20 protein-coding genes are annotated in these 24258 nt (G+C 57.0%); 7 read left to right on the forward strand and 13 right to left on the reverse strand.

Features of this window, described 5'->3' with window-relative positions:
- The first annotated feature begins 146 nt into the window (after positions 1-146).
- Both ACODS3_RS25145 and ACODS3_RS25150 read left to right on the forward strand, forming a co-directional pair.
- Positions 147-692: an RNA polymerase factor sigma-70 gene (locus tag ACODS3_RS25145; protein WP_489036763.1), complete on the forward strand. Its 546-nt coding sequence runs from the start codon at positions 147-149 to the stop codon at positions 690-692.
- 224 nt (positions 693-916) lie between these two features.
- Positions 917-1483 (forward strand): TetR/AcrR family transcriptional regulator, encoded by a 567-nt coding sequence (locus ACODS3_RS25150; protein ID WP_201019387.1) that lies wholly within the window; start codon positions 917-919, stop codon positions 1481-1483.
- 89 nt (positions 1484-1572) lie between these two features.
- Here the strand turns inward: ACODS3_RS25150 and ACODS3_RS25155 are convergent, their stop codons facing one another.
- From ACODS3_RS25155 to mtnA, 13 genes are all read right to left on the reverse strand, one after another.
- Complete coding sequence (locus tag ACODS3_RS25155) at positions 1573-1905, reverse strand: ComEA family DNA-binding protein (RefSeq protein ID WP_201019388.1); 333 nt, start codon at positions 1903-1905, stop codon at positions 1573-1575.
- A gap of 175 nt (positions 1906-2080) precedes the next feature.
- Positions 2081-4084 (reverse strand): polysaccharide biosynthesis protein, encoded by a 2004-nt coding sequence (locus ACODS3_RS25160; protein ID WP_489036765.1) that lies wholly within the window; start codon positions 4082-4084, stop codon positions 2081-2083.
- A gap of 105 nt (positions 4085-4189) precedes the next feature.
- Positions 4190-5206: an MraY family glycosyltransferase gene (locus tag ACODS3_RS25165; RefSeq protein WP_201019390.1), complete on the reverse strand. Its 1017-nt coding sequence runs from the start codon at positions 5204-5206 to the stop codon at positions 4190-4192.
- Between the two features lie 189 nt (positions 5207-5395).
- Positions 5396-6838 carry an MBL fold metallo-hydrolase RNA specificity domain-containing protein gene (locus ACODS3_RS25170; RefSeq protein ID WP_201019391.1) on the reverse strand — a complete coding sequence of 481 codons (1443 nt, stop codon included), beginning with the start codon at positions 6836-6838 and terminating at the stop codon, positions 5396-5398.
- Between the two features lie 407 nt (positions 6839-7245).
- The gene (locus tag ACODS3_RS25175; RefSeq protein ID WP_200999927.1) at positions 7246-7488 is read right to left on the reverse strand and encodes a lipopolysaccharide assembly protein LapA domain-containing protein; all 243 of its coding nucleotides are present in this window, start codon (positions 7486-7488) and stop codon (positions 7246-7248) included.
- A gap of 24 nt (positions 7489-7512) precedes the next feature.
- Positions 7513-7809 (reverse strand): integration host factor subunit beta, encoded by a 297-nt coding sequence (gene ihfB / locus ACODS3_RS25180; protein ID WP_003369729.1) that lies wholly within the window; start codon positions 7807-7809, stop codon positions 7513-7515.
- Positions 7810-8130: 321 nt separating this feature from the next.
- Positions 8131-9816 (reverse strand): 30S ribosomal protein S1, encoded by a 1686-nt coding sequence (rpsA, locus tag ACODS3_RS25185; protein ID WP_025261287.1) that lies wholly within the window; start codon positions 9814-9816, stop codon positions 8131-8133.
- A 122-nt stretch (positions 9817-9938) separates the two neighbouring features.
- Complete coding sequence (gene cmk, locus ACODS3_RS25190) at positions 9939-10628, reverse strand: (d)CMP kinase (protein WP_200999928.1); 690 nt, start codon at positions 10626-10628, stop codon at positions 9939-9941.
- Positions 10625-12868, reverse strand: a complete 2244-nt coding sequence (locus tag ACODS3_RS25195; protein ID WP_489036769.1) for a bifunctional prephenate dehydrogenase/3-phosphoshikimate 1-carboxyvinyltransferase — start codon at positions 12866-12868, stop codon at positions 10625-10627. Before ACODS3_RS25195 ends, cmk begins: the two co-directional genes overlap by 4 nt.
- 96 nt (positions 12869-12964) lie before the next feature.
- The gene (gene pheA / locus ACODS3_RS25200) at positions 12965-14059 is read right to left on the reverse strand and encodes a prephenate dehydratase (protein WP_200999930.1); all 1095 of its coding nucleotides are present in this window, start codon (positions 14057-14059) and stop codon (positions 12965-12967) included.
- The gene (gene serC, locus ACODS3_RS25205; protein ID WP_221577502.1) at positions 14059-15144 is read right to left on the reverse strand and encodes a 3-phosphoserine/phosphohydroxythreonine transaminase; all 1086 of its coding nucleotides are present in this window, start codon (positions 15142-15144) and stop codon (positions 14059-14061) included. The genes pheA and serC overlap by 1 nt, the downstream gene beginning before the upstream one ends.
- A gap of 182 nt (positions 15145-15326) precedes the next feature.
- Positions 15327-18101, reverse strand: a complete 2775-nt coding sequence (gene gyrA / locus ACODS3_RS25210; RefSeq protein ID WP_200999932.1) for a DNA gyrase subunit A — start codon at positions 18099-18101, stop codon at positions 15327-15329.
- Between the two features lie 257 nt (positions 18102-18358).
- Positions 18359-19435, reverse strand: a complete 1077-nt coding sequence (gene mtnA / locus ACODS3_RS25215) for an S-methyl-5-thioribose-1-phosphate isomerase (protein ID WP_201017227.1) — start codon at positions 19433-19435, stop codon at positions 18359-18361.
- Between the two features lie 123 nt (positions 19436-19558).
- On the opposite strand from mtnA, the gene ACODS3_RS25220 reads away from it, so the two are divergent.
- From ACODS3_RS25220 to ACODS3_RS25240, 5 genes are all read left to right on the forward strand, one after another.
- A complete protein-coding gene (locus tag ACODS3_RS25220; protein ID WP_489036772.1) occupies positions 19559-20887 on the forward strand; it encodes a TRZ/ATZ family hydrolase in 1329 nt (442 codons plus the stop codon).
- Between the two features lie 71 nt (positions 20888-20958).
- Complete coding sequence (gene ubiG / locus ACODS3_RS25225; RefSeq protein WP_200999935.1) at positions 20959-21657, forward strand: bifunctional 2-polyprenyl-6-hydroxyphenol methylase/3-demethylubiquinol 3-O-methyltransferase UbiG; 699 nt, start codon at positions 20959-20961, stop codon at positions 21655-21657.
- 3 nt (positions 21658-21660) lie between these two features.
- Positions 21661-22332, forward strand: coding sequence for an N-acetylmuramic acid 6-phosphate phosphatase MupP (mupP, locus tag ACODS3_RS25230; RefSeq protein WP_489036774.1), 672 nt, complete (start codon positions 21661-21663; stop codon positions 22330-22332).
- Between the two features lie 39 nt (positions 22333-22371).
- Entirely contained in the window at positions 22372-23112 is a 741-nt protein-coding gene (locus tag ACODS3_RS25235) for a YciK family oxidoreductase (RefSeq protein WP_201017228.1), read from the forward strand.
- Between the two features lie 214 nt (positions 23113-23326).
- A complete protein-coding gene (locus tag ACODS3_RS25240; RefSeq protein WP_200999938.1) occupies positions 23327-24253 on the forward strand; it encodes a GGDEF domain-containing protein in 927 nt (308 codons plus the stop codon).
- Positions 24254-24258: the final 5 nt, after the last annotated feature.

Consider the following 24258-nt stretch of genomic DNA (forward strand, 5'->3'; position numbering starts at 1 on the left):
TGCCCCATCCGTGAGGAAAGAGCCCCGGATATCTGAAATTAGTTACTAACTACAATTGACAATGATTATCATCCACACTAATTTGTTGCGCGATATGTCGGGGCCTCCCTGCAAACCTCTGCTGCCATTGCTGTCAGGTGATTTCCATGCCGGAACGACTAACCACAAGTACGTGTGATACTCCTCTGCTACAGGCTTTCGTCGAAAACCGTACGATCCTGGTCAAGGTCGCAACCCGTATCACCGGCTGCACGTCCCGTGGAGAAGATGTCGTGCAAGATGCTTTCTTCCGTCTGCAATCGGCCCCTGAAATCACCTCGTCGATCAAGGCCCAGCTCAGCTACCTGTTTCAGATCGTGCGCAATCTGGCCATTGACCACTATCGCAAGCAGGCGCTTGAGCAGAAGTACTCCGGCAGCGAAGAAGAGGGGCTGAACGTGGTCGTGCATGGTGCATCCCCCGAAACCTCACACATCAACTTTGCAACGCTGGAGCACATTGCCGACGCATTGGCTGAGTTGCCCAGCCGCACTCGATACGCCTTCGAGATGTACCGCCTGCATGGTGTGCCGCAAAAAGAGATCGCCCGGGAACTGGGGGTGTCACCGACGCTGGTCAACTTCATGATTCGCGATGCGCTGGTCCATTGCCGCAAGGTTTCGCGCCAGGATGCGTCGACCCCGTCACCCTGATCCCCCTCTGACGAGCGGTATCATCCTTTCGTAGTATGCCGATCGGCAGGTTCTGCCTTGCGTAAAAACACGTAACATGAGCCCATCTTGAACTTGCATTGCCAAATGTGTCTAACACCCGGATGCTGTAAATGCGATTTAAGAAATCATCGCTGCATCGATTAACCTATCCATGTGAAAATACGCAGTAACAATTTAAGAGCCATAGTCGGGAGGCTCATCACATGCGTTATGCCCTGGATCACAAAGCTCAAACCCATGAGCGCATCATCAAGGAAGCGTCGGCACGCTTTCGCCGTGACGGTATTGGTGCCACAGGCCTGCAGCCGTTGATGAAAGCGCTGGGTCTGACCCATGGCGGCTTTTATGCCCACTTCAAATCCAAGGATGACCTGGTAGAGCAGGCCCTGCGTAGCGCCGCGAAAGAAGCGGAGGAAACCATCGGCAAGTTCTTCGCCATGGAAGACCCGCTGTCTGGCCTCATCGACCTGTACCTCTCGACCGAGCACCGCGACTCTCCCGAATCAGGCTGTCCGCTGCCAAACATTTGTGCAGAACTGGGGCAGACAGGCAAACCCAGCATAACCACCGATGAAATCATCCTTCATCTGCAATCGTCATTTGCCAAGGTATTGCCAGGGGAAAACATCGAGGAAAGAAGCATCAGCATCCTGTCGACACTGGTTGGAGCCCTGGTACTGTCGCGCAGTACTCAGGACGCCAAACTGTCGGAGCAGATTCTGAACAACACACGCGACAGGCTCAAACAGGAAATAAAAGAGGTTCGTTGAGCGTCCAACCCGCGAGGCTGGAGCTGCACGAGCGTCATTCCCGTGCAGAGGATGAAAGCTCGGCGATTGACCGGACTTTCAAGGCGCTATCATTCAACCGCCAACTTGTCGCGATTCTTGTCCAGAAGAGCCTTGCCAATGCCCTTTACTTCAATCAGTTCTTCGACGGATGCAAACTCACCGTTGGCTTCCCGATAAGCAACTATCGCACTGGCTTTATTTTTACCGATACCCACAAGTTCCTTTTGAAGTGTGTCGGCATCGGCCTTATTGATATTGACAGTTCCGGTTTGCTGTTGCTGGGCAACAGAATGAGGGGCAACGGTATCAGTCATCATCTGGCCAGCAGGTGCCGCCGTAACGGCAACCGAGAAGCTGGCAAGCAAGGCAAATAACAACGAGGACAAAAAATCAGTTCGCATAGATAACGCTCCATAGGATTCAAAGGCAGCACTCCAAATGCCGCCCTCATAATCTAGACCACTCGTTATCAGTATCAAAGGAACGGAAAGTGTCTACTTGTTTCCGCGCTCAATTTAAAACAGCGAAACATTTTAATTATTCTAATATATATTCAAGATATTAATGCGCACCCGATTACTTCAAGTCAGTCCCCCGGCGACGCTCCTGATATATCCAGTCAACAATTTCCCCTTCAGGGCTGTAGCCACTGACCGTTTCGCGCAGCAATTGGCGAACACTGTTGTAATCATCTTGATCAACGGCTTCAAGTAATGCCGTCAGTTGCCCTTTCAACACATCCCATTGCAGATGATCTTCGTTGGCGCTCATGATCATCGGATGCTCGGTGGCCACGACGTTTTCACCAATGAGCAATTCCTCGTAAAGCTTTTCCCCGGGGCGCAAACCTGTGAACTCGATGGAAATATCGCCTTGGGGGTTCTTCTCCGAGCGAATGCTCAGGCCTGACAGATGAATCATCTTTTCGGCCAGTTCGGTGATCCTGACGGGCTCGCCCATGTCCAGAACAAAGACATCACCTCCCTGCCCCATCGAGCCCGCCTGAATGACCAGTTGCGCCGCTTCGGGAATGGTCATGAAGTAACGGGTGATCTTCGGATGAGTGACTGTTACCGGCCCGCCAGACTGGATCTGCTTGTGGAACAGCGGAATCACCGACCCCGAAGAACCCAGCACATTGCCAAAGCGAACCATGATGAAACGGGTCTTGTTGACCTGATGGACATTGGCCACGTCACCAAAGATCACCGGTGCGGTTTCACGGCTCAATGCCTGCAGGATCAGTTCGGCAAGCCGTTTGGTACTGCCCATGATGTTGGTAGGCCTGACAGCCTTGTCGGTAGAGATCAGGACGAAGTTGGAAACTCCGGCCTGCAAAGCCGCCTGAGCCGTATGAAGGGTGCCCATGACGTTATTGGCAACCCCTTCTGCAATGTTGTGCTCGACCATTGGCACATGCTTGTAGGCGGCAGCGTGATAGACCGTATCGACCTTCCAGGTCTTCATGATGTCCAGCAGCTTTGGAGGGTTGCGTACAGACGCCAGAATAGGCAGCAACTTGACCCGCAAGGATTCACGCGCCACACGCTGCTCAAGCTCGGACAAGATGGAGTAAAGATTGAACTCGCCATGATCCAGCAACAGCAGCTTCGTAGGCCCCAGTTCCAGTATCTGCCGGCATAACTCCGAACCAATCGAACCACCCGCCCCTGTCACCAGAACCGTCTGCCCCTTGATGCAATGCTCAAGCAGGTTTTCCCTGGCGGGCACGGGGTCGCGCCCCAGAAGGTCAGCGATGTCGACCTCTTGAAGGTCATCGACCTTGACGCGCCCCGAAGCCAGATCCATGAACCCCGGAACACTTCGCACGTGCAGAGGAAACCCCTCCAGAAACCCGAGAATCTCTCGACGGCGCCCACGTGATGAAGACGGAATCGCCAACAGAATTTCCTGCGCACCCGTGACTTCGATCATGCGCTGGATATGTTTGGGCCTGTAAACGTGCAACCCGGAAATAACGCGATTGGAGATCGACCTGTCATCATCGATGAAAGCAACGGGGCGCATGAGCCTGCCCATTCGCAGGGCTGCTACCAGTTGATTGCCTGCGGCACCAGCGCCATAGATAGCGACCTTTGGCAGGCCATCGTCGCGATTGGCAAAAGGCATGTGTTGTGCGGCCACGAACCAGTCGCCGAGAAAATACTGCCGCATGGCCAGGCGCAGGCCGCCGATCATGATCATGCTCAGCCACCAGTAGTTGAACATGATCGAACGGGGAACCACATGCTGGTGGTTGCTGTACAGATAGACCACGCACCCAAGGACGAGCGCAGACAGCGTTACGGCCTTGATAATCGCTATCAGAGCATCGTTACCGAAATAACGCATGACCGCGCGATACATCCCGAACCGGATAAACAGCGGGATGGCAATGATCGGCGCACTGACGAAAAGCCAGGTATGTTTTTCAAGAGGGTTGATCAGGTCCTCAACGCCCAGACGAACGACAAATGCCATCCACAGAGCAAACCAGACCAGAAAGAGGTCAGCAACGACTTGAACTATTCGCTTTCTCCGCCGCGGCAAGGCCAGCAGCAAAGCTCGTAATCTGTTCATGCCTCCACGACCTCTCGATCCTCTACAAAACGTTACACCCGATATCCGAAGCAAATGCAGACATGCAATGTCTCAATTTAGATGAAAAAGCGCTAATACTTAAACTCAATTGGATTCCAGGCGGCCCGCATCGAATTTAAGGGCCAATATGACGAGCGGCACATAGGCAATCAGCAAGCCCGTCAAACCGTCGCCATCGAATAGCGAAACCCACAACGCCACAGGCAGAAGCCAGAAGACATTGATAAAGCCGACAGCCAGGGTCACCGGAAGGTGCCTGCCATAACGACGCGAGGCGAACTGATACGCATGGCTTCGATGGGCTTCGTATACCTTGTCTCCACGCAACAGACGGCGGGCAAGCGTCACAGTGGCATCGACGATAAATACCCCCAGCAAAATCAGCCAGGCCCAGAACAACTGAGGTGAAGCCCATGCAGCCTGCAGGGAAAGCACGCCCAGCGCGATGCCCAGAAACCCGCTGCCTGCATCGCCCATGAATATCCGTGCAGGAGGAAAATTCCAGTAGAGAAACCCCATCACCGCAGCAGCCAGCAGTACAGGCCCCCACAGCAACTCGCCAAAGCCGCCCAGTACATAAATGAGGCTGACACCGCCACAGACCGTTACCGCCTCGATGCTCGCGATGCCGTCGATGCCGTCCATGAAGTTATAGAGGTTCAGCATCCAGACCAGGTAAAAAGCGGCAAGAACATGGCCGACAATCCCGAGGTCGAGGGTGAAACCAAAGAAATCGAGTGGCGCCAATCCTCCCAGCCAGGCAAGCGCCCATGCCGCCGCACTGAAATGCCCCAGCAAACGCCAGCGTGCGGCGATGTGCCCATGATCGTCCATGAAACCGATCACGGCGACCAGTCCGCCCGCACCAAGGATGGCCATCAGAGCCGAAAACGGAATCCGGTCTCCAAGCCCCAACAGCAGAATGGCAAGCAAAAAGGCTACAACAATGGAAACCCCGCCGCCTCGCGGTGTGGGAATCTTGTGTGAGCTACGAGCATTTGGGATATCCATCAGGCTTCTGGACAGGGCGTACCTGCGAAGCACTGCCGTCAACCCTAAAGATAAAACCGCTACAGCGACTACCGAAAACCACTCAACCATTTTTTGCGTTCCAGAAAAGACCGTACTGTTTCTTCCATCGTGTCATTCACCCCCAGCAGTGATGCCCACTTGAACATCGTACAGGTTTTGGAAATATCGACCTGCAAAGAATCACAAAGCTTTTGTGAAAAACATGCCTTGCCCTGTATTACGCGCCCTGAAAACCAGAATGACTTTCAGCGTACGGGCTCAAGGTATGACCAACTCCAGACGCCGGTTTGCCAGTGAGTACTTTCGATTTAAAACATTGCCCAGCGCCTTCTTGGCACTCGCCTCGCCATGTACCAGCCTTATCTGCACTGGCCACTCGGCCATGTCCGTTACAAATCTGACCAGTTCTTCCTGATCCGCATGCGCGGAATAGCCCGCCACGGTAGAGATACCGGCACGAATCTCGAAGCGTTCTCGATCAAGCTCGACATACCCGCCCACAGGGCCATGCTTCTGAATCGCAGCCCCTGGCGTGCCCTTGGCCTGATAACCGACAAAAACCACGTTATGCCGCCTGTCTCCCAGCATGGCTTTCAGATAGTTCACGATCCGCCCGCCGGCACACATGCCATTGCCTGCGATAACAATAGCGGGTCGTGCAGTACTGGCCAGATAGTTGACCGTCTGCAAATGCCGGGCATGGCTATCGATGGTAATCAATTGAGAAAACCCCAAAGGCCGTCTTCCGCTCTTCAAGCGCTCTTGAGCATCCTCATCCCAATAGTCCTGAAATGCCTGATAGACCCCGGTGAAGCGGCTGGCCAGAGGGGAGTCGAGAATGATCGGGAGCTGCGGCCAGTCCATCGGCAAGACAGACGTGTCAGCAGGCCCGACATCCTGATCGGACAGCCTGCCCGGCAGTGTCTTGCGACGCAGGATATCTTCCAGCTCGTACAGCAACTCCTGAGTGCGACCAATGCTGAATGCGGGAATCAAGACCGTGCCATGATCCTCCAGAGCCTGGTCAATCACCTGCTCAAGACGCAATTGCCGCGTGCTGCGGTCTGCATGAAGGCGATCGCCATAAGTGCTCTCCAGCACCAGGATGTCAGCCCGCTCGGGTGACTTCGGGGAGGGAAGCATCGGTGCATGAGCCGCGCCCAGATCGCCCGAAAACACGACACGTTCCGTACGCCCTTCCAACGGATAGTGCAGATCGCACTCGATATACGCAGAGCCCAGAATATGCCCGGCACGTTGCAAACGAACCTTGCAGATCAGCGAATCAGTGTTGGCCAGAACAAACCAGTGATCGAAGGGCAAGGCAATCACGCGCTTTTCAATCAGCGCCAGATAGCGGTCAATCTGCTTGCGGTCATGGTGAAACTCAATCTTGAGGAGATCTTCCATTACCAGAGGCAGCAAATGCGCAGAAGGCTCGCTGCACAGAATAGGACCTTGATAACCCGCAGCCAGTAACCCGGGAATTCGTCCTACATGGTCGGCGTGTACATGAGTGACAATGAAAGCCTTGATGTCAGTTGGCGAAAAACCGAACTTGCCTGTGTCCGGCACCACTCTTTCATGTTGAATCGCCCCACAGTCGATCAGCAGGCTACTGGCAGACTCCATGAACAACTGGTGACAAGAACCCGTGACATTATTAGTTGAGCCGTGATGAATGATTTCAGGGAAAGACATGCAGCCACCTGTTCTATAAGCCAGCCCCTGTGAATAACGTCAGGGCGTGACATCGAATGATTGAAAGATGGACTATTCTGCGCTGCAAAGACTTATCTTCAAGTCTTGACAGGCGGGCACAAGAACAACAGAAAAAAGCGCCTGACATGGATAAACGACACTAAACACCCCGTAAATCGGGGCAAACTAAAAACAGTCTAAAAAAGACTACTATCAAGAATTAACTTTCTCTAAGAACAATAAGAAAATTCCCACAAATGAAATCAGCACATAACTTATCAGGCAAAAGACGGGCCTGGCAGCCCCGTCAAGTAAAACTCAAGGAATGCGCAGAATCGGGACAGAAGACAAAAACTGCCAGGCTCTCATAAGCTTTTCGCACGGCAGCAGGCTCCGGGATGCCTGCTTTAAATTGAACGAGCCGAGCGCGTACGCTTTTTACGCAGACTTACCAGCCAGGCAAGTACAGGCCCGACCAGCATACCCAGCAGGAGCGCCAGAACGACAGGGATGGCCTGGGAAAGCCGAGGGGCAGACCAGCCGAAAAAAACCAACGTGACAGGCTGCTGATTCTCAAGCATGAATACCGTCGTTGCCAGAACGACAAGCAACACAACGACGATCAAGATGATTCGTTTGAAGATGTGCATCCGCTGGTCCTTTGGTTATCGGCCTCAGAGGCCCTCTTCTTCATCCTCGTTGACTCGATCCCGCAACTCCTTGCCTGGCTTGAAGTGAGGAACGAATTTTCCGTCAAGACTGACAGACTGGCCCGTTTTAGGATTGCGCCCTACCCGCGGTGCGCGGTAATGCAGGGAAAAGCTGCCAAACCCGCGTATTTCGATGCGGTCGCCTGTTGCCAGGCACTGAGACATTTGTTCAAGCATGGTCTTGATGGCCAACTCGACATCCTTTGATGAGAGCAGCCCTTGATGGGTGACAATTCGTTCGATCAACTCCGACTTCGTCATATTTTTCCCTTCTTTTTCAAGCAGCTAGATCAGCGCTCCGAAGGTTTTAGCATGACCGGATGATTTTGAACAGCCCATGTATTGACTTATGTGAACTCATATCAACCAGGCATGAATCCATGACAGGAGCATGACTGCAAAGGCGGGAATGGAGGACAGGGACAGTGACGCGAGGCAGGATGCGGCCTGCAAGGCATCTGGAGGCGTTTAAAACGTTTAAAGCACCCAGACAGCGGCTACAGAAACCCAGCGTTATAACCCCCAAATAGCGCCCACAAAAAAGGGCGACCGAAGTCGCCCTTTTTCATGGTCAAGCAGAACTTAGTTCTGTTTTTCCATTTGCGCGCGCAGCAGGTCACCAATAGTGGTTGGACCAGTGCTTTCAGCAGCTTCAGGCTTGCTACGCAGGCTCTGGATAGCTTCTTTCTCGTCTTCAACGTCTTTCGACTTGATGGACAGGCTGATTACGCGGCTCTTGCGGTCAACGCTGATGATCTTGGCTTCGATCTCTTCGCCTTCTTTCAGAACGTTACGCGCGTCTTCAACGCGGTCACGGCTGATTTCGGAGGCTTTGAGGGTAGCTTCGATGTCGTCGGCCAGAGTGATGATGGCGCCTTTGGCGTCAACTTCTTTAACGGTACCGCGAACGATAGCGCCTTTGTCATTGACAGTGACGTACTCGGAGAACGGATCGCTTTCCAGTTGCTTGATACCCAGGGAGATACGCTCACGCTCTGGATCAACAGACAGGATTACGGTGTCGAGCTCGTCGCCCTTCTTGAAGCGACGTACGGCTTCTTCGCCCACTTCGTTCCAGGAGATGTCGGACAGGTGAACCAGGCCGTCGATGCCGCCGTCCAGACCAATGAAGATACCGAAATCGGTGATCGACTTGATGGTGCCGGAGATTTTATCGCCCTTGTTGAACTGGCCAGAGAAATCTTCCCACGGGTTCGATTTGCACTGCTTGATGCCCAGGGAGATACGACGACGCTCTTCGTCGATGTCCAGAACCATGACTTCCACTTCGTCGCCAACCTGAACGACTTTGGACGGGTGGATGTTCTTGTTGGTCCAGTCCATTTCGGAAACGTGTACCAGGCCTTCCACGCCTTCTTCCAGCTCTGCGAAGCAGCCGTAGTCGGTCAGGTTGGTTACACGCGCGGTAACGCGGGTGCTTTCCGGGTAACGAGCCTTGATAGCAACCCATGGGTCTTCGCCCAGTTGCTTCAGACCCAGGGAAACACGATTGCGCTCGCGATCGTACTTCAGGACTTTTACATCGATCTCATCGCCAACATTGACGATTTCCGATGGATGCTTGATACGCTTCCAGGCCATGTCGGTGATGTGCAGCAGGCCATCGACGCCACCCAGATCGACGAATGCGCCGTAATCGGTGAGGTTCTTGACGATACCTTTGACTTGCTGACCTTCCTGCAAGGACTCGAGCAGTGCTTCGCGCTCTGCACTGTTCTCGGCTTCCAGGACGCTGCGACGGGAAACGACAACGTTGTTGCGCTTCTGGTCCAGCTTGATGACCTTGAACTCGAGCTCTTTGCCTTCCAGGTGCGTGGTGTCGCGCACTGGACGGACGTCAACCAGAGAACCTGGCAGGAACGCACGGATGCCGTTAACGTCGACAGTGAAGCCGCCTTTAACCTTACCGTTGATAACGCCCTTGACCACTTCTTCAGCTGCGAAAGCCGCTTCCAGAACAATCCAGCACTCGGCGCGCTTGGCTTTTTCGCGGGACAGCTTGGTTTCGCCAAAGCCGTCTTCTACCGCGTCCAGCGCAACGTGAACTTCGTCACCGACCTTGATGGTCAGCTCGCCAGCGTCGTTGTAGAACTGCTCGAGCGGGATGACGCCTTCGGACTTCAGACCAGCGTGTACAGTTACCCAGTCGCCGTCGATGTCGACAACGATACCGGTAATGATTGCGCCCGGCTGAAGGTTCAGGGTTTTTAGGCTTTCTTCAAAAAGTTCTGCAAAGCTTTCGCTCATTTTAATTCCTGTTGATCAAGGGCGAAGAATACGCCCATCTGCCACGTCCCAGACAACGTGGGTTTCGTTCATGTAAAAGGAAGCTGGCAGGACTAAATCTGGTCGCCTGTGCAGCTCCTTGATCACCCGGCGATATCGCGTAGCGCGACCTCACTCAGAATGCGTTCCAGCACCTGCTCGATGGATAACTCGGTGGAATCCAGCTGTATGGCGTCATGCGCCGGCTTTAGCGGAGCTACCGCTCGCTGGGTGTCGCGCTCATCGCGCGCACATATCTCATCTAGCAGACTCGACAGACTAACATCATCACCCTTGGCCTTCAACTGCAAGTAACGACGACGTGCACGCTCCTCGGCACTGGCAGTGAGAAAAATCTTCAGGGGCGCGTCGGGAAACACCACCGTCCCCATGTCGCGGCCATCGGCAACGAGCCCCGGCTCTTCCTGAAACGCACGCTGGCGCTGCAACAACGCATCACGCACTGCGGGCAAGGAAGCCACCTGGGAAGCGCCGCTGCCGATCTGCTCGTTACGGATGGCATGGGTAACATCCTCACCCTCAAGGATGATGCGCTGCCCCTGACCACCGGAAGTCGTCTCGAACTGCACATCAAGATGTGCCGCCAGCAGCTTCAGCGCCTCTTCATTGGTCAGATCGACACCGTGGTTGCGTGCCGCAAAGGCCAGCAAACGGTAAAGAGCGCCGGAATCGAGCAGACACCAGCCCAGATGCTTGGCAAGCAAACCGGCAACAGTGCCCTTCCCCGAGCCGCTAGGGCCGTCGATGGTTATAACGGGTGCTTTGATTTTCACTTTTGATCCTCTTGCGCGACACGCATACCGACTTGAGCGCACAGCGCCAGAAAATTGGGAAACGATGTGGCGACGTTCGCACAATCGTGGATACGGATCGGTGCCGATGCCCGCAATGATGCAACACTGAATGCCATTGCAATGCGGTGATCGCCATGAGCATCGATCTCGGCACCGCCCATGGAACCGCCTTCAATAATAATGCCATCCGGCGTCGGCTCAACCTTGATACCCAACGCCAGCAGACCGTCGGCCATGGCCTGAATCCGGTCAGACTCCTTGACTCGCAACTCCTGGGCACCGCGCAGGACAGTGCGCCCCTGGGCACAGGCCGCTGCAATGAACAGCACCGGAAACTCGTCGATGGCCAACGGCACCAGCGCTTCCGGGATATCTACACCTTTCAGGGAAGCAGAGCGCACGCGCAGGTCCGCAACAGGCTCACCTCCCACTTCACGCGGGTTTTCCAGGGTGATATCACCGCCCATCAGGCGAAGAATATCAATAACACCTGAACGTGTCGGATTGACGCCCACATGTTCAAGCAGCAGCTCGGAACCCTCGGTAATCGAGGCCGCCACCATGAAAAACGCTGCCGATGAAATATCCGCCGGCACTTCTATACGGGTCGCGACCAGTTTATGCCCGGACTCGACCGAAACCTTGTTGCCCTCGACCGACAGCGGATAGCCGAAGCCACGCAGCATGCGCTCGGTATGATCGCGTGTGAGTGCCTGCTCGCTGACCACTGTCTCGCCGTGTGCATACAAACCGGCCAGCAACAGGCAGGATTTGACCTGCGCACTGGCCATTGGCGTAGTGTAGGCTCGACCCGAGAGTTTTCCTGCACCATGAATGGTCAGTGGCGGACGGCCATCGGCAGCCGTTTCGATGACAGCACCCATTTCACGCAAAGGATCGACCACACGACTCATGGGGCGCCTGGAGAGCGAGGCATCGCCCGTCAGGGTACTGTCGAAATCCTGCGCGGCCAGCAGCCCCGACAGCAGACGCATGGAGGTTCCGGAATTCCCCAGATAGATCGGGCCGGGCGCAGCTTTCAGGCCGCGCATGCCGACACCATGGATCGTCACGCGACCATGATGCGGGCCTTCGATCACCACGCCCATGTCACGGAAGGCCTGCAAGGTCGCCAGCGCATCCTCGCCTTCAAGAAAACCTTCGACCTCGGTGGTGCCTTCAGCCAGAGAACCCAGCATGATCGAGCGGTGGGAGATGGATTTGTCACCCGGCACTCGAACATTGCCGCTGACACGGCCTCCGGGGCTGGCAACAAAGACCAGATCATCCGTGCTGGTAGGCTCTACATAGGCGCGACGGGCGAGAATCTTGCCGAAGTGCTCCCGGGCAACACGGGCACGGGTAAACACGCCCAGCAACTGATGCCCATCGCCTGTATCCACAGCTTCACGCAAGGCATCGAGGTCGCTGCGGAATGTATCCAGCGTTCGCAGCACCGCCTCGCGGTTGGCCAGAAAGATATCGTGCCACATCACCGGATCACTGCCTGCGATGCGGGTGAAATCACGAAAGCCGCCTGCTGCGTACCTGAATATCTCCAGATTCTCGTTACGCTTGGCCAGAGAATCCACCAGACCGAATGCCAGCAAATGCGGCAAGTGACTGGTCGCAGCCAGCACCTCATCGTGACGCTCGACCTGCATGTGCTCGACATCGGCACCCAGTACCGACCAGAGGCGATCAACCAGCGCCACGGCATCGGGATCGGTCTCGGCCAACGGCGTCAGGATCACCTTATGCCGCCGGAACAGCTCGGAATTCGACGCCTCGACACCACTCTGCTCGGAACCCGCAATCGGGTGCCCCGGCACGAAACGGGTCGGCATATGGCCGAACGCAAGCCGCGCAGCCCTGACCACATTGCCCTTGGCACTGCCGACATCCGTCAGGATGGCATTGCCAAGATCAAGGGGAGCCAGCAGCGCAAGCAGCTTTTCCATCGCCAGGATAGGAACTGCAAGCTGAATGACATCAGCGCCACGACAAGCGGCAGCCAGATCATCCTCGCAACGATCCACAACCCCCAACTCAACGGCCAGCTTGCGTGAGCGCGGGTCAAGATCGACCCCCACCACCTCACGGCACAGACCGCTTTCGCGAACACCTTTGGCAAAGGAGCCGCCGATCAAACCCAGACCGACGACCACAAGCCGACCAATAACAGGTCGAACGGACTGCACCGACGTGAAATCAACCACGCGCAGAAACCTTGTGACTGACACCCGCGCAAGGCGAACGTGTTTGCACACCCGGCAACGCCGGAGTGAAGAAATCGCTGCTCATGTATCGTCTCTTCAAAGAACCGCTTTCGGGTAGGAACCCAGCACCTTCAGTGCAACGGCTTCATGACTGATCTTCTCCAGCACCGCCTTGACCAGCGGATCCTGGTGGTGCCCCACGAAATCGATGAAGAACACATAAGTCCACTTGCCACTGCGCGAAGGACGAGTTTCGATGCGGGTCAGGTCCAGCCCGTTCTCATGGAACGGCACCAGCAGCTCATGCAAGGCACCCGGCTTGTTGCTCATCGACACAATGATCGAGGTCTTGTCGTCACCGGTCGGCGGCACTTCCTGATTACCGATGATCAGGAACCGCGTGGAGTTGTCGGGACGATCTTCGATCTTCTCGGCCAGACGTGTCAGACCATACAGGCTGGCTGCCATGTCTCCGGCAATGGCGGCGGAATTCCACTCGCTCTTGACCCGCTTGGCCGCTTCGGCGTTGCTGGCAACAGCGACACGCTCGACATTCGGGTAATGGGCATCCAGCCACTTGCGGCATTGCGCCAGCGACTGGGCATGGGAATAGATGCGGGTAATGCTTTGAGTCTTGGTGCTCTCACCGACCAGCAAATGGTGGTGAATACGCAACTCGACCTCGCCACAGATGACCATGTCGTGTTCGAGGAAGCTGTCGAGGGTGTGATTGACCGCGCCCTCGGTGGAGTTTTCCACCGGCACTACGCCGAAATTCACTGCACCGGCAACCACTTCGCGGAACACTTCATCAATAGCTGCCATGGGCAGGCTGATGACGGCATGCCCGAAATGCTTCATGGCCGCGGCCTGGGTAAACGTCCCTTCAGGCCCCAGATAAGCGACCTTCAGCGGCTGCTCCAGCGCCAGGCAGGAAGACATGATTTCGCGGAACAGACGCGCCATCTCTTCGTTACTCAGCGGACCACGGTTGCGATCCATGACACGCTTGAGAACCTGAGCCTCACGCTCCGGGCGATAGAACACAGGCACTTCGCCTTCCGCCAGCGAGGACATTTTCACCCGCGCCACTTCCTGCGCGCAGCGAGCGCGCTCGCTGATCAACTCCAGAACCTTTTCGTCCAGGCTGTCGATGCGGACTCGCAGCGCCTTGAGTTCTTGCTCGGACATCAGCCGTGTTCCTTCTCGAAGTCTTTCATGTAGGTCACCAGCGCATTGACTGCATTGATGTCGACAGCATTGTAGATGGAAGCACGCATGCCGCCGACCGAGCGATGGCCCTTGAGGTTGAGCAGGCCATTGGCATCGGCACCCGCCAGGAACGGCTTGTCCAGGCGATCATCGGCCAGACGGAACGGCACGTTCATCCAGGAGCGATCGGGCTTGTTGATAGGGTTGCTGTACAGCTCGCTGGCATCGATGAAGTCATACAGGGTGCGCTTCTTGACTTCATTGAGCTTGCCGATGGCTTCGACACCACCCTGCTCCTTGAGCCACTCAAAGACCAGACCCGACAGATACCAGGCCAGGGTCGGCGGCGTGTTGTACATCGAACCGTTATCGGCTGCGACCTTGTAGTCGAGCATGGTCGGGCAGAGCGCACGGGCACGACCGAGCAAGTCTTCACGAATGATGACGACGACGATGCCGCTCGGGCCGATGTTCTTCTGGGCGCCGGCGTAGATCATGCCGAAGCGCGAAACGTCCACCGGACGGGAAAGAATGTCGGAGGACATGTCCGCGACCAGCGGAACGTCGCCGGTTTCCGGAATCCAGTCGAACTCCAGGCCACCGATGGTTTCGTTCGGCGCGTAATGAACGTAGGCAGCGTCCCTGGACAGCTTCCACTCGTTCTGGCCAGGAATGGCAAAGTAGTCGTAGGGCTTGGCGCTGGCGGCGACATTGACCGTACCGTAGCGCGAAGCCTCTTCAATTGCCTTCTGCGACCAGATGCCGGTATCGATGTAGTCCGCCTTGCCGTTTTCCGGCAACAGGTTCAGGGCGATCTGGGCAAACTGCTGGCTGGCACCGCCTTGCAGGAACAGCACCTTGTAGTTCGAGGGGATGGTCAGCAGGTCGCGAAGATCCTGCTCGGCCTTGGTGGCGATGGAGACGAACTCATCGCTGCGATGGCTCATCTCCATCACGGACAGGCCCTTGCCGTGCCAGTCCAGAAGCTCCGCCTGGGCACGCAACAGAACCGCTTCAGGAAGCGCAGCAGGGCCTGCGCAAAAGTTAAAGGCTCGCTTGCTCATATCCACTCTCGTCAAATGCGTTGGGTCTTACGCGCTTCTTTGTCGAAGCAGGCCGGACAGCTGTTGGCCACTTCTGCAGGAATACGTATTCGGCCACACGACCGAATGTCGCAAGGGCTGAGTCACCTGTAATGCACATGCATTCACAGACGAGCCAGCCCTTACCGGATTTACGTTACAACTCAGCCTTGAGATTCGTCATCGTCAGTCGCTGCATCGACTTGCAGGTCGTCAGCATCATCCGGCTCGACAACGGTGCCATCCACGATTTCACCGTCAATCTCTTCGCCTTCGACTTCCGATGGCTCCTGGACACGCTCCAGACCCACCAGGGTTTCGTCGCTGGCAAGCTTGATCAAGGTGACGCCCTGAGTGTTGCGATCCAGTCGGGACACTTCGTCGACACGGGTACGAACCAGCGTGCCCTGGTCGGAAATCAGCATGATTTCCTCGCCTTCCTGAACCTGCACAGCGCCGATCAGCTTCCCGTTACGACCCTTGGTGACCATGGCGATAACGCCCTGACCGCCACGACCGCGACGCGGGAACTTGCTCAGCAAGGTCCGCTTGCCGAAACCACGCTCGGAGGCCGTGAGAATCTGTGCGCCCGACTCGGGGATCAGCATGGAAATCAGTCGGCCCTTGCCGATCTTCATCCCGCGCACACCGCGAGCACCACGACCCATCTGACGAACATCGCTCTCGGCGAAGCGGATAACCTTGCCCGCGTCGGAGAACAGCATGACTTCCTTGGCGCCGTCGGTGATCGCAACAGCGATCAGGGTGTCGCCTTCCTTCAGTTTCAGGGCGATCAGGCCGCTGGAACGAGGACGGGAGAACTGTGCCAGAGGCGTCTTCTTGACCGTACCGAAGGCTGTAGCCATGAAGATATAGGCGCCAGTCGGCTCGGCAACCAGCTCAGGAGTGTCACCGTCTTCTTCGTCGACTTCCTCGGCCTCGACAACTTCACCTTCGATCACCGCATCTTCGGCATCTTCCAGCTCGTCATCGGCACCCGAACTCTGTTGCAGCGCCTCAAGATCGATCGGCAGCATGGCGGTGATGTACTCACCTTCGTCCAGCGGCAGCAGGTTGACCAAAGGACGTCCGCGAGCAGCACGGGATGCTTCCGGAATTTCGTAAGTCTTGAGCCAGTAGACCTTGCCCTTGCTGGAGAACATCAGCAGCGTGGTATGGCTGTTGGCGACCAGCAGGTGAGCGATGTAGTCCTCATCCTTGACGCCGGTAGCCGACTTGCCTTTACCGCCACGGCGCTGAGCCTGATAGACCGCCAATGGCTGGGTCTTGGCATAGCCGCCGTGGGAGATGGTGACAACCCGCTCTTCTTCGGTGATCAGGTCACCCAGAGTCAGGTCCAGACGCGCATCGAGAATCTCGGTGCGGCGCACATCGCCATATTCGGAACGAATCAGCTCCAGCTCTTCGCGGATCACTTCCATCAGGCGCGTGGCGCTGCCGAGGATGCGGATCAGCTCGCCGATCTGGCCGAGGATTTCCTGATACTCGGTGAGCAGTTTTTCATGTTCCAGGCCGGTCAGACGGTGCAGACGCAACTCAAGAATCGCCTGTGCCTGTTCTGGCGACAGGAAATACTTGCCATCACGCAGACCGTACTGCGGATCGAGGTTCTCCGGACGGCAGGAATCAGCACCGGCACGCTCGACCATTTCAACCACTGCGCTGGATTCCCAGGGAGTGCTGACCAGTGCTTCCTTGGCTTCAGCCGAAGACGGCGAGGCCTTGATAAGGGCGATGACCGGGTCGATGTTCGACAAGGCAACGGCCTGACCTTCGAGAATGTGCCCGCGCTCACGCGCCTTGCGCAGCTCGAAGACGGTACGGCGGGTAACCACTTCACGACGGTGACGAACGAACGCTTCCAGCAGATCCTTGAGGTTGAGGATTCGCGGGCGGCCGTCGATCAACGCAACGATGTTGATACCGAACACGCTTTGCAACTGGGTCTGGGCGTAGAGGTTGTTGAGGATGACCTCAGGAACCTCGCCACGGCGCAGCTCGATGACCACGCGCATACCGTCCTTGTCGGACTCGTCGCGCAGCTCGGTGATACCTTCGAGTTTCTTCTCTTTTACCAGCTCGGCGATCTTCTCGATCAGGCGGGCCTTGTTCAACTGGTACGGCAGCTCGGTGATGACGATCTGCTGGCGACCGCCCACCTTGTCGATATCCTCGACGATCGAACGGGCACGCATGTAGATGCGGCCACGACCGGTGCGATAGGCCTCGATGATGCCGGCACGGCCGTTGATGATCCCCGCTGTCGGGAAATCCGGGCCGGGAATGTACTGCATCAACTCATCGACAGTGACTTCGGGGTTGTCGATCAGGGCCAGACAGCCATCGATGACTTCACCGAGGTTGTGCGGCGGGATGTTGGTCGCCATGCCCACGGCAATACCGCTGGAACCGTTGACCAGCAGGTTGGGAATACGGGTCGGCATGACCGCCGGGATCTGCTCGGTGCCGTCATAGTTCGGCACCCAGTCCACGGTTTCCTTGTGCAGGTCGGCCAGCAGCTCGTGAGCCAGCTTGGTCATGCGCACTTCGGTGTATCGCATCGCCGCGGCGTTGTCGCCGTCGACCGAACCGAAGTTGCCCTGACCGTCTACCAGCAGGTAGCGAAGCGAAAATGGCTGCGCCATACGAACGATGGTGTCGTAGACAGCGGTATCGCCATGCGGGTGGTACTTACCGATTACGTCACCAACCACACGAGCGGATTTCTTGTACGGTTTGTTCCAGTCGTTACCCAGCTCGCTCATTGCGTACAGCACACGCCGGTGCACGGGCTTCAAGCCATCGCGCGCATCCGGCAGTGCTCGCCCGACGATCACGCTCATCGCGTAGTCGAGGTAGGACTGTTTCAGCTCGTCTTCGATATTGACCGGGAGGATTTCTTTGGCCAGTTCGCCCATGAGAAGCCTGATTCCTTTTTCTGGTGAAACCTCGTACATCCATACGGGATAGACGAAGCTCGCCGCCGCCGGCATTTGCCAGGCAACGACTTACGACAAATCAACGAGTTATGCCATGGATCTGCGCAGTAAGGGCGACTACTGATAGCGCCGTTGGAAACCGCCGGATATTACCACAATCGCTGTCACGCTCCTATCCTTTGAAAGCGCTGAAAACAAGCCGCCCCGAACGAGGGAGCGGCCAGACTGCGAAACGATCAATGCAAGTGCTTGCGGCTCATGAGCTGGGCCATCTTGGCGGTATCAGGACGCTCGACGATGCCCTTTTCGGTCACGATGGCGTCGATCAGATCGGCCGGCGTCACATCGAACACCGGATTGAAGGCCTCGACATCAGCCCCCACGCGATGACCACCCACTTCGAGCAGTTCACGCCCGTCACGCTCTTCAATGACAATGTCTTCGCCGCTGGGCATATCCATATCAATCGTAGAGCTTGGCGCCACGACCATGAAACGCACGCCGTGGTGCATGGCCGCAACGGCCAGCTGATAAGTGCCGATCTTGTTGGCCACATCGCCATTGGCGGTAATGCGGTCGGCACCGACGATGACCCAGGTAATGCCCTTGGTACGCATCAGATGCGCGGCTGCGGAGTCGGCATTGAGGGTGACCGGAATCCCCTCGTTCGCCAATTCCCAGGCCGTCAGACGCGAACCTTGCAGCCAGGGCCGGGTTTCGTCGGCATAAACATGCTCGATCATGCCTTCAAGATGCGCGGCACGGATCACGCCCAGCGCAGTACCAAAGCCACCCGTCGCCAGGGCGCCCGTATTGCAATGGGTCAGGACTGCCTGCAGGTTGCCCTGATGCTTGCGAATGAGATCCGCCCCCAACTGCGCCATGGTCAGATTGGCTTCACGGTCGCTCAGATGGATCGCCACGGCTTCGGCTTCCAGAACAGCCAGAGGGTCATCCCCTTCCTTGAGCCGTTGCAGGCGGTCGCGCATCCGGTTCAGCGCCCAGAAAAGATTGACGGCCGTGGGGCGCGAATCCGCGAGCAGCGAGAAGTCTTCCTCCAGCGCCGCCTGCCAGTCACCACCCGCCGCGAACCTCGCACGCGCACCCAGCACAACGCCATAGGCTGCCGCGATACCGATTGCAGGCGCGCCGCGCACTACCATCGAGCGAATCGCTTCGGCCACTGCCGCAGCACCGTTATAAGCGTGCCAGGTTTCCTCGAACGGCAGCACACGCTGATCCAGGAGATACAGAGTGTCATCTCGCCAATCGATGGCCTTTACCTTCTCCGCAGCCAATAGCCGATCGCGCATTACCACCCACTCCATCTCGAAAATCCAAAGCCCGGAATCAAAAGGGGACGATTATAGCGAGCCGACCGCGAAGGTGCTCGGGTATACTTCGCCATTATTGCAATAAGCTCTGGAAGCCCTGACATGCCGAACGCGACAGCACCGCTCGACCTCCTGCTCCTGCCCAGCTGGCTGGTGCCGGTCGAACCTGCAGGCGTGGTACTCAAGGATCATGGACTCGGCATCCGTGATGGCTGCATCGTTTATATAGGCCCCAGAGCCGAGGCATTGAAACACAACGCCCTGCACGTGCAGGAGTTGCCCGGCATGCTGCTCACGCCAGGGCTGATCAATGCCCACGGCCACGCGGCAATGACCCTTTTCCGCGGTCTGGCCGATGATATGCCGCTGATGACCTGGCTGCAGGACCATATCTGGCCTGCCGAAGGCAAATGGGTCACCGAAGATTTTGTACGCGATGGCACGGACCTGGCCATTGCCGAACAGATCAAGGGCGGCATCACCTGCTTCTCGGACATGTACTTCTACCCCAAGGTTGCCGCAGACCGGGCCCATAGCAGCGGTATCCGCGCCCAGATCACCGTGCCGGTGCTGGACTTCCCGATTCCGGGAGCCAGGACCACCGACGAATCCCTGCACATCGGGGTCGAGCTGTTCAACGACCTGATCCATCACCCGCGCATCAAGATTGCCTTCGGCCCACATGCGCCCTACACCGTCAGCGACGAAAATCTGGAAAAGGTCCGGGTCATCGCCGACGAACTCGACGCCATGATTCAGATGCATGTGCATGAAACAGCCTTCGAGGTCGAGCAATCCCTCGAACAACGCCAGGAACGCCCACTGGCGCGACTGAACCGCCTCGGCATGCTCGGGCCGCGCTTCCAGGCCGTACACATGACGCAAATCAGCGACGACGACCTGGCTTTACTGGTAGAAAGCAACTCCAGCGTACTGCATTGCCCGGAATCCAACCTGAAACTGGCCAGTGGCTTCTGCCCGGTGGAGCGCCTGTGGCAAGCCGGCGTCAACGTTGCGGTGGGAACCGATGGCGCAGCCAGTAACAATGACCTGGACCTGCTCGGCGAAACACGCACTGCGGCCTTGCTGGCCAAGGCTGTCGCGGGCTCGGCAACAGCGCTGGATGCGCATCGGGCATTGCGCATGGCGACCCTGAACGGCGCACGCGCCCTGGGCATCCAGGCCGAGACGGGCTCGCTGGAAATCGGCAAGGCGGCCGATATCGTCGCGTTCGATCTTTCCAGGCTGGAGCAGCAACCGATCTATGATCCAGTGTCACAGCTTATATACGCCACCGGCCGCGACTGCGTGAGCCATGTCTGGGTGGCCGGCAAGCAATTGCTCGACAATCGCCGCCTGACACGAATGGACGAATCGGCGCTACGCGAGACCGCGATTGCCTGGGGCAAACGCATTGGCGGCGCAAACTGAATACATGAAGGCCTGGCCTGTCTGATCGCCGGGCCTCTGAAAACGAATTTCAAGTTCAAGAGGTAACCCCCATGAGCAACGTCGACCGCGCAGAAATCGCCAAATTCGAGGCACTGGCACATCGTTGGTGGGATCGTGAAAGCGAATTCAAGCCGCTGCACGATATCAATCCGCTTCGGGTCAACTGGATCGACGAACGGGTCAATCTGGCGGGCAAGAAAGTGCTCGACGTCGGTTGTGGCGGCGGCATTCTCAGCGAGGCCATGGCCCAGCGCGGTGCTACCGTGACCGGCATCGACATGGGCGAAGCCCCATTGGCCGTGGCCCAGTTGCATCAGCTCGAATCCGGCGTGAACGTCGAGTACCGCCAGATCACCGCCGAAGACCTGGCCGAAGAAATGCCCGAGCAGTTCGATGTGGTGACCTGCCTGGAAATGCTGGAGCACGTACCGGACCCTTCTTCCGTGATTCGCGCCTGCTATCGCATGGTCAAGCCCGGCGGCCAGGTGTTCTTCTCCACCATCAACCGCAACCCCAAGGCTTACCTGTTCGCGATTGTCGGCGCCGAATACATCATGGGCCTGCTGCCACGCGGCACACACGACTTCAAGAAATTCATCCGCCCGTCGGAGCTGGGTGCCTGGAGCCGCGATGCCGGCCTGCAGGTCAAGGACATCATCGGCCTGACCTACAACCCGCTGACCAAGCACTACAAGCTGGCCTCGGATGTAGACGTCAACTACATGATCCAGACACTGCGGGAGGCATAAGGCATGCGCTTGAGAGCGGTTCTATTCGACATGGACGGCACATTGCTCGACACCGCACCGGACTTCATCGCCATTTCCCAGGCGATGCTGGCCGATCGTGGCCTGCCAGCAGTCCCGGACAAGCTGATTCGCGATGAAATCTCGGGCAGCGCCAAGGCCATGGTCGCGGCAACCTTTGCCATGTCCCCGCAGGATCCGGCCTTCGAGGCCCTGCGCCTTGAGTTTCTGGAGCGCTACCAACGTGATTGCGCGGTCCACAGCCGACTCTTCGACGGCATGGCAGAACTGCTGGCCGACATTGAAAAGGCCGGCCTGATCTGGGGTGTTGTAACCAACAAGCCCGTGCGTTTCGCCCAACCGATCATGGAACAGCTCGACCTGGCCCAACGCTCGGCGCTGCTGATCTGCCCCGACCATGTGACCTACAGCAAACCTCACCCGGAGCCACTGATCCTGGCTTGCAGCCAGCTTGATCTGGACCCGGCCAGCGTGCTGTTCGTGGGCGATGATCTGCGCGACATCGAGTCCGGTCGCGATGCCGGTACCCGGACTGCCGCTGTGCGTTACGGCTATATCCACCCCAACGACAACCCCGATCACTGGGGCGCCGATGTGGTTGTGGATCATCCACTGGACCTGCGCAAGGTTCTGGATAACGCGCTGTGCAGTTGCTGACAGCGGCTTGAGCCTTATTTACAGCTACAGAGGTTTCTCATGTTCGATTACTCCGCTCGCCCTGAACTGCTTAAGGACCGGGTAATTCTGGTCACCGGCGCAGGTCGCGGCATTGGCGCAGCGGCAGCAAAGACCTATGCAGCCCATGGCGCTACGGTTTTACTGCTGGGCAAGACCGAAGCCAACCTGACTCAGGTGTATGACGAGATAGAAGCAGCAGGCCATCCTCAGCCTGTGGTCATTCCGTTCAATCTGGAAACCGCCCTGCCCCATCAATACGATGAACTGGCGGCGATGATCGAAACCGAATTCGGCCATCTCGACGGCCTGCTGCACAATGCCTCGATCATCGGCCCGCGCACGCCCGTGGAGCAGTTGTCAGGCGAAAACTTCATGCGCGTCATGCACATCAACGTCAATGCGATGTTCATGCTCACCAGCACCTTGCTGCCACTGCTCAAACTGTCCGCCGATGCTTCAGTGGTATTCACCTCCAGCAGCGTCGGTCGCAAGGGACGCGCCTATTGGGGTGCCTATGGTGTGTCGAAGTTCGCCACCGAAGGGCTGATGCAGACGCTGGCCGACGAACTGGATACCGTCGCGCCGGTCCGCGCCAACAGCATCAACCCCGGAGCAACCCGCACCAGCATGCGTGCGCAGGCCTATCCTGGGGAAAACCCCATGGACAACCCGACACCCGAGGAAATCATGCCGGTCTATCTGTACCTGATGGGTCCAGACAGCACGGGCATCAACGGCCAGGCATTCAACGCGCAATAAAGCCCGGCGCCAAAGAAGCCTGCCTTGGCGGAAATCCGTCACGGCAGGCTTTTTCATGAAGGCGCCAAGTCAAAAAATCGTCAATTCTTTTTCAGAACCTCTTCAAGCTCTTAAATAAACAATAAAATTCAACACGTTATAAACATACCAACAACATGGCACGACTTTCGCTCTAGCCCTCACAAGCCAGCAACGATGTGATAGGAGTGAAGCCATGAGTTCTCCGACCGGCCCCCAGGCAATTGATTTCGATACTGCAAAATTGCAAAGGCAGGGCTTTCGCAATCGACCAGCGGCTTCTCTTCCTCCTGTAGACCTGCCCAGACTCACCCAGCAACTGAGCCTGCAATTACAAAGCAGCCTGGAAGCGGAAAAAATTTTCGGCATGTTCTTCCGCGGGGTTCAGCGTCTTGTGCCGCTATCCGCACTGATCTATGAACACCCCCGCAGCGACCTGCATATGCAACTGGGTGAAGACGCAGAGCACAAGGCTCATTACACGCTGCGTCACAAGAACGAATGCCTGGGCTATCTGGTGTTCCAGCGCTCCAACGCCTTCAGCGAACAGGAACTGAGCGAACTTGAATCACTCATGACCTGCCTGCTCTACCCCATGAAAAATGCCCTGCTTTATCGTATCGCCATGCAAAGCGCGCTACGCGACCCATTGACCAACACCGGCAACCGGATCGCGATGGACCAGAACCTGCTGCGGGAAACCGAAGTGTCGCATCGCAACAAGCAGCCGCTTTCACTGCTGATGCTGGATATCGACCACTTCAAGAACGTCAACGATAACTACGGCCACAAGACCGGCGACGAAGTGCTGCGCATCATCGCCCATACGCTCAAGGCTCAGTTGCGCAACATAGACCGGGTGTTCAGGTATGGCGGAGAGGAATTTGTGATCGTGCTTGCCAACACCGATCGCGATTGTGCGGCAATGGTCGGTGAGCGTCTGCGCCAGGCCGTGCTGGAACTGGAGTTCCACGAGTGCAATACCGCACTCAACATCACCATAAGCCTGGGCTGCTCGACCTTGCTGCCCGCAGAGTCCGCCGACAGCCTGCTGCGCCGCGCCGACAACGCCCTGTATGTCGCCAAGCGCGAAGGCCGTAATCGCCTGACAATGGCAGGCTGATTGCC

This window comes from Pseudomonas sp. FG43 (assembly GCF_057809175.1).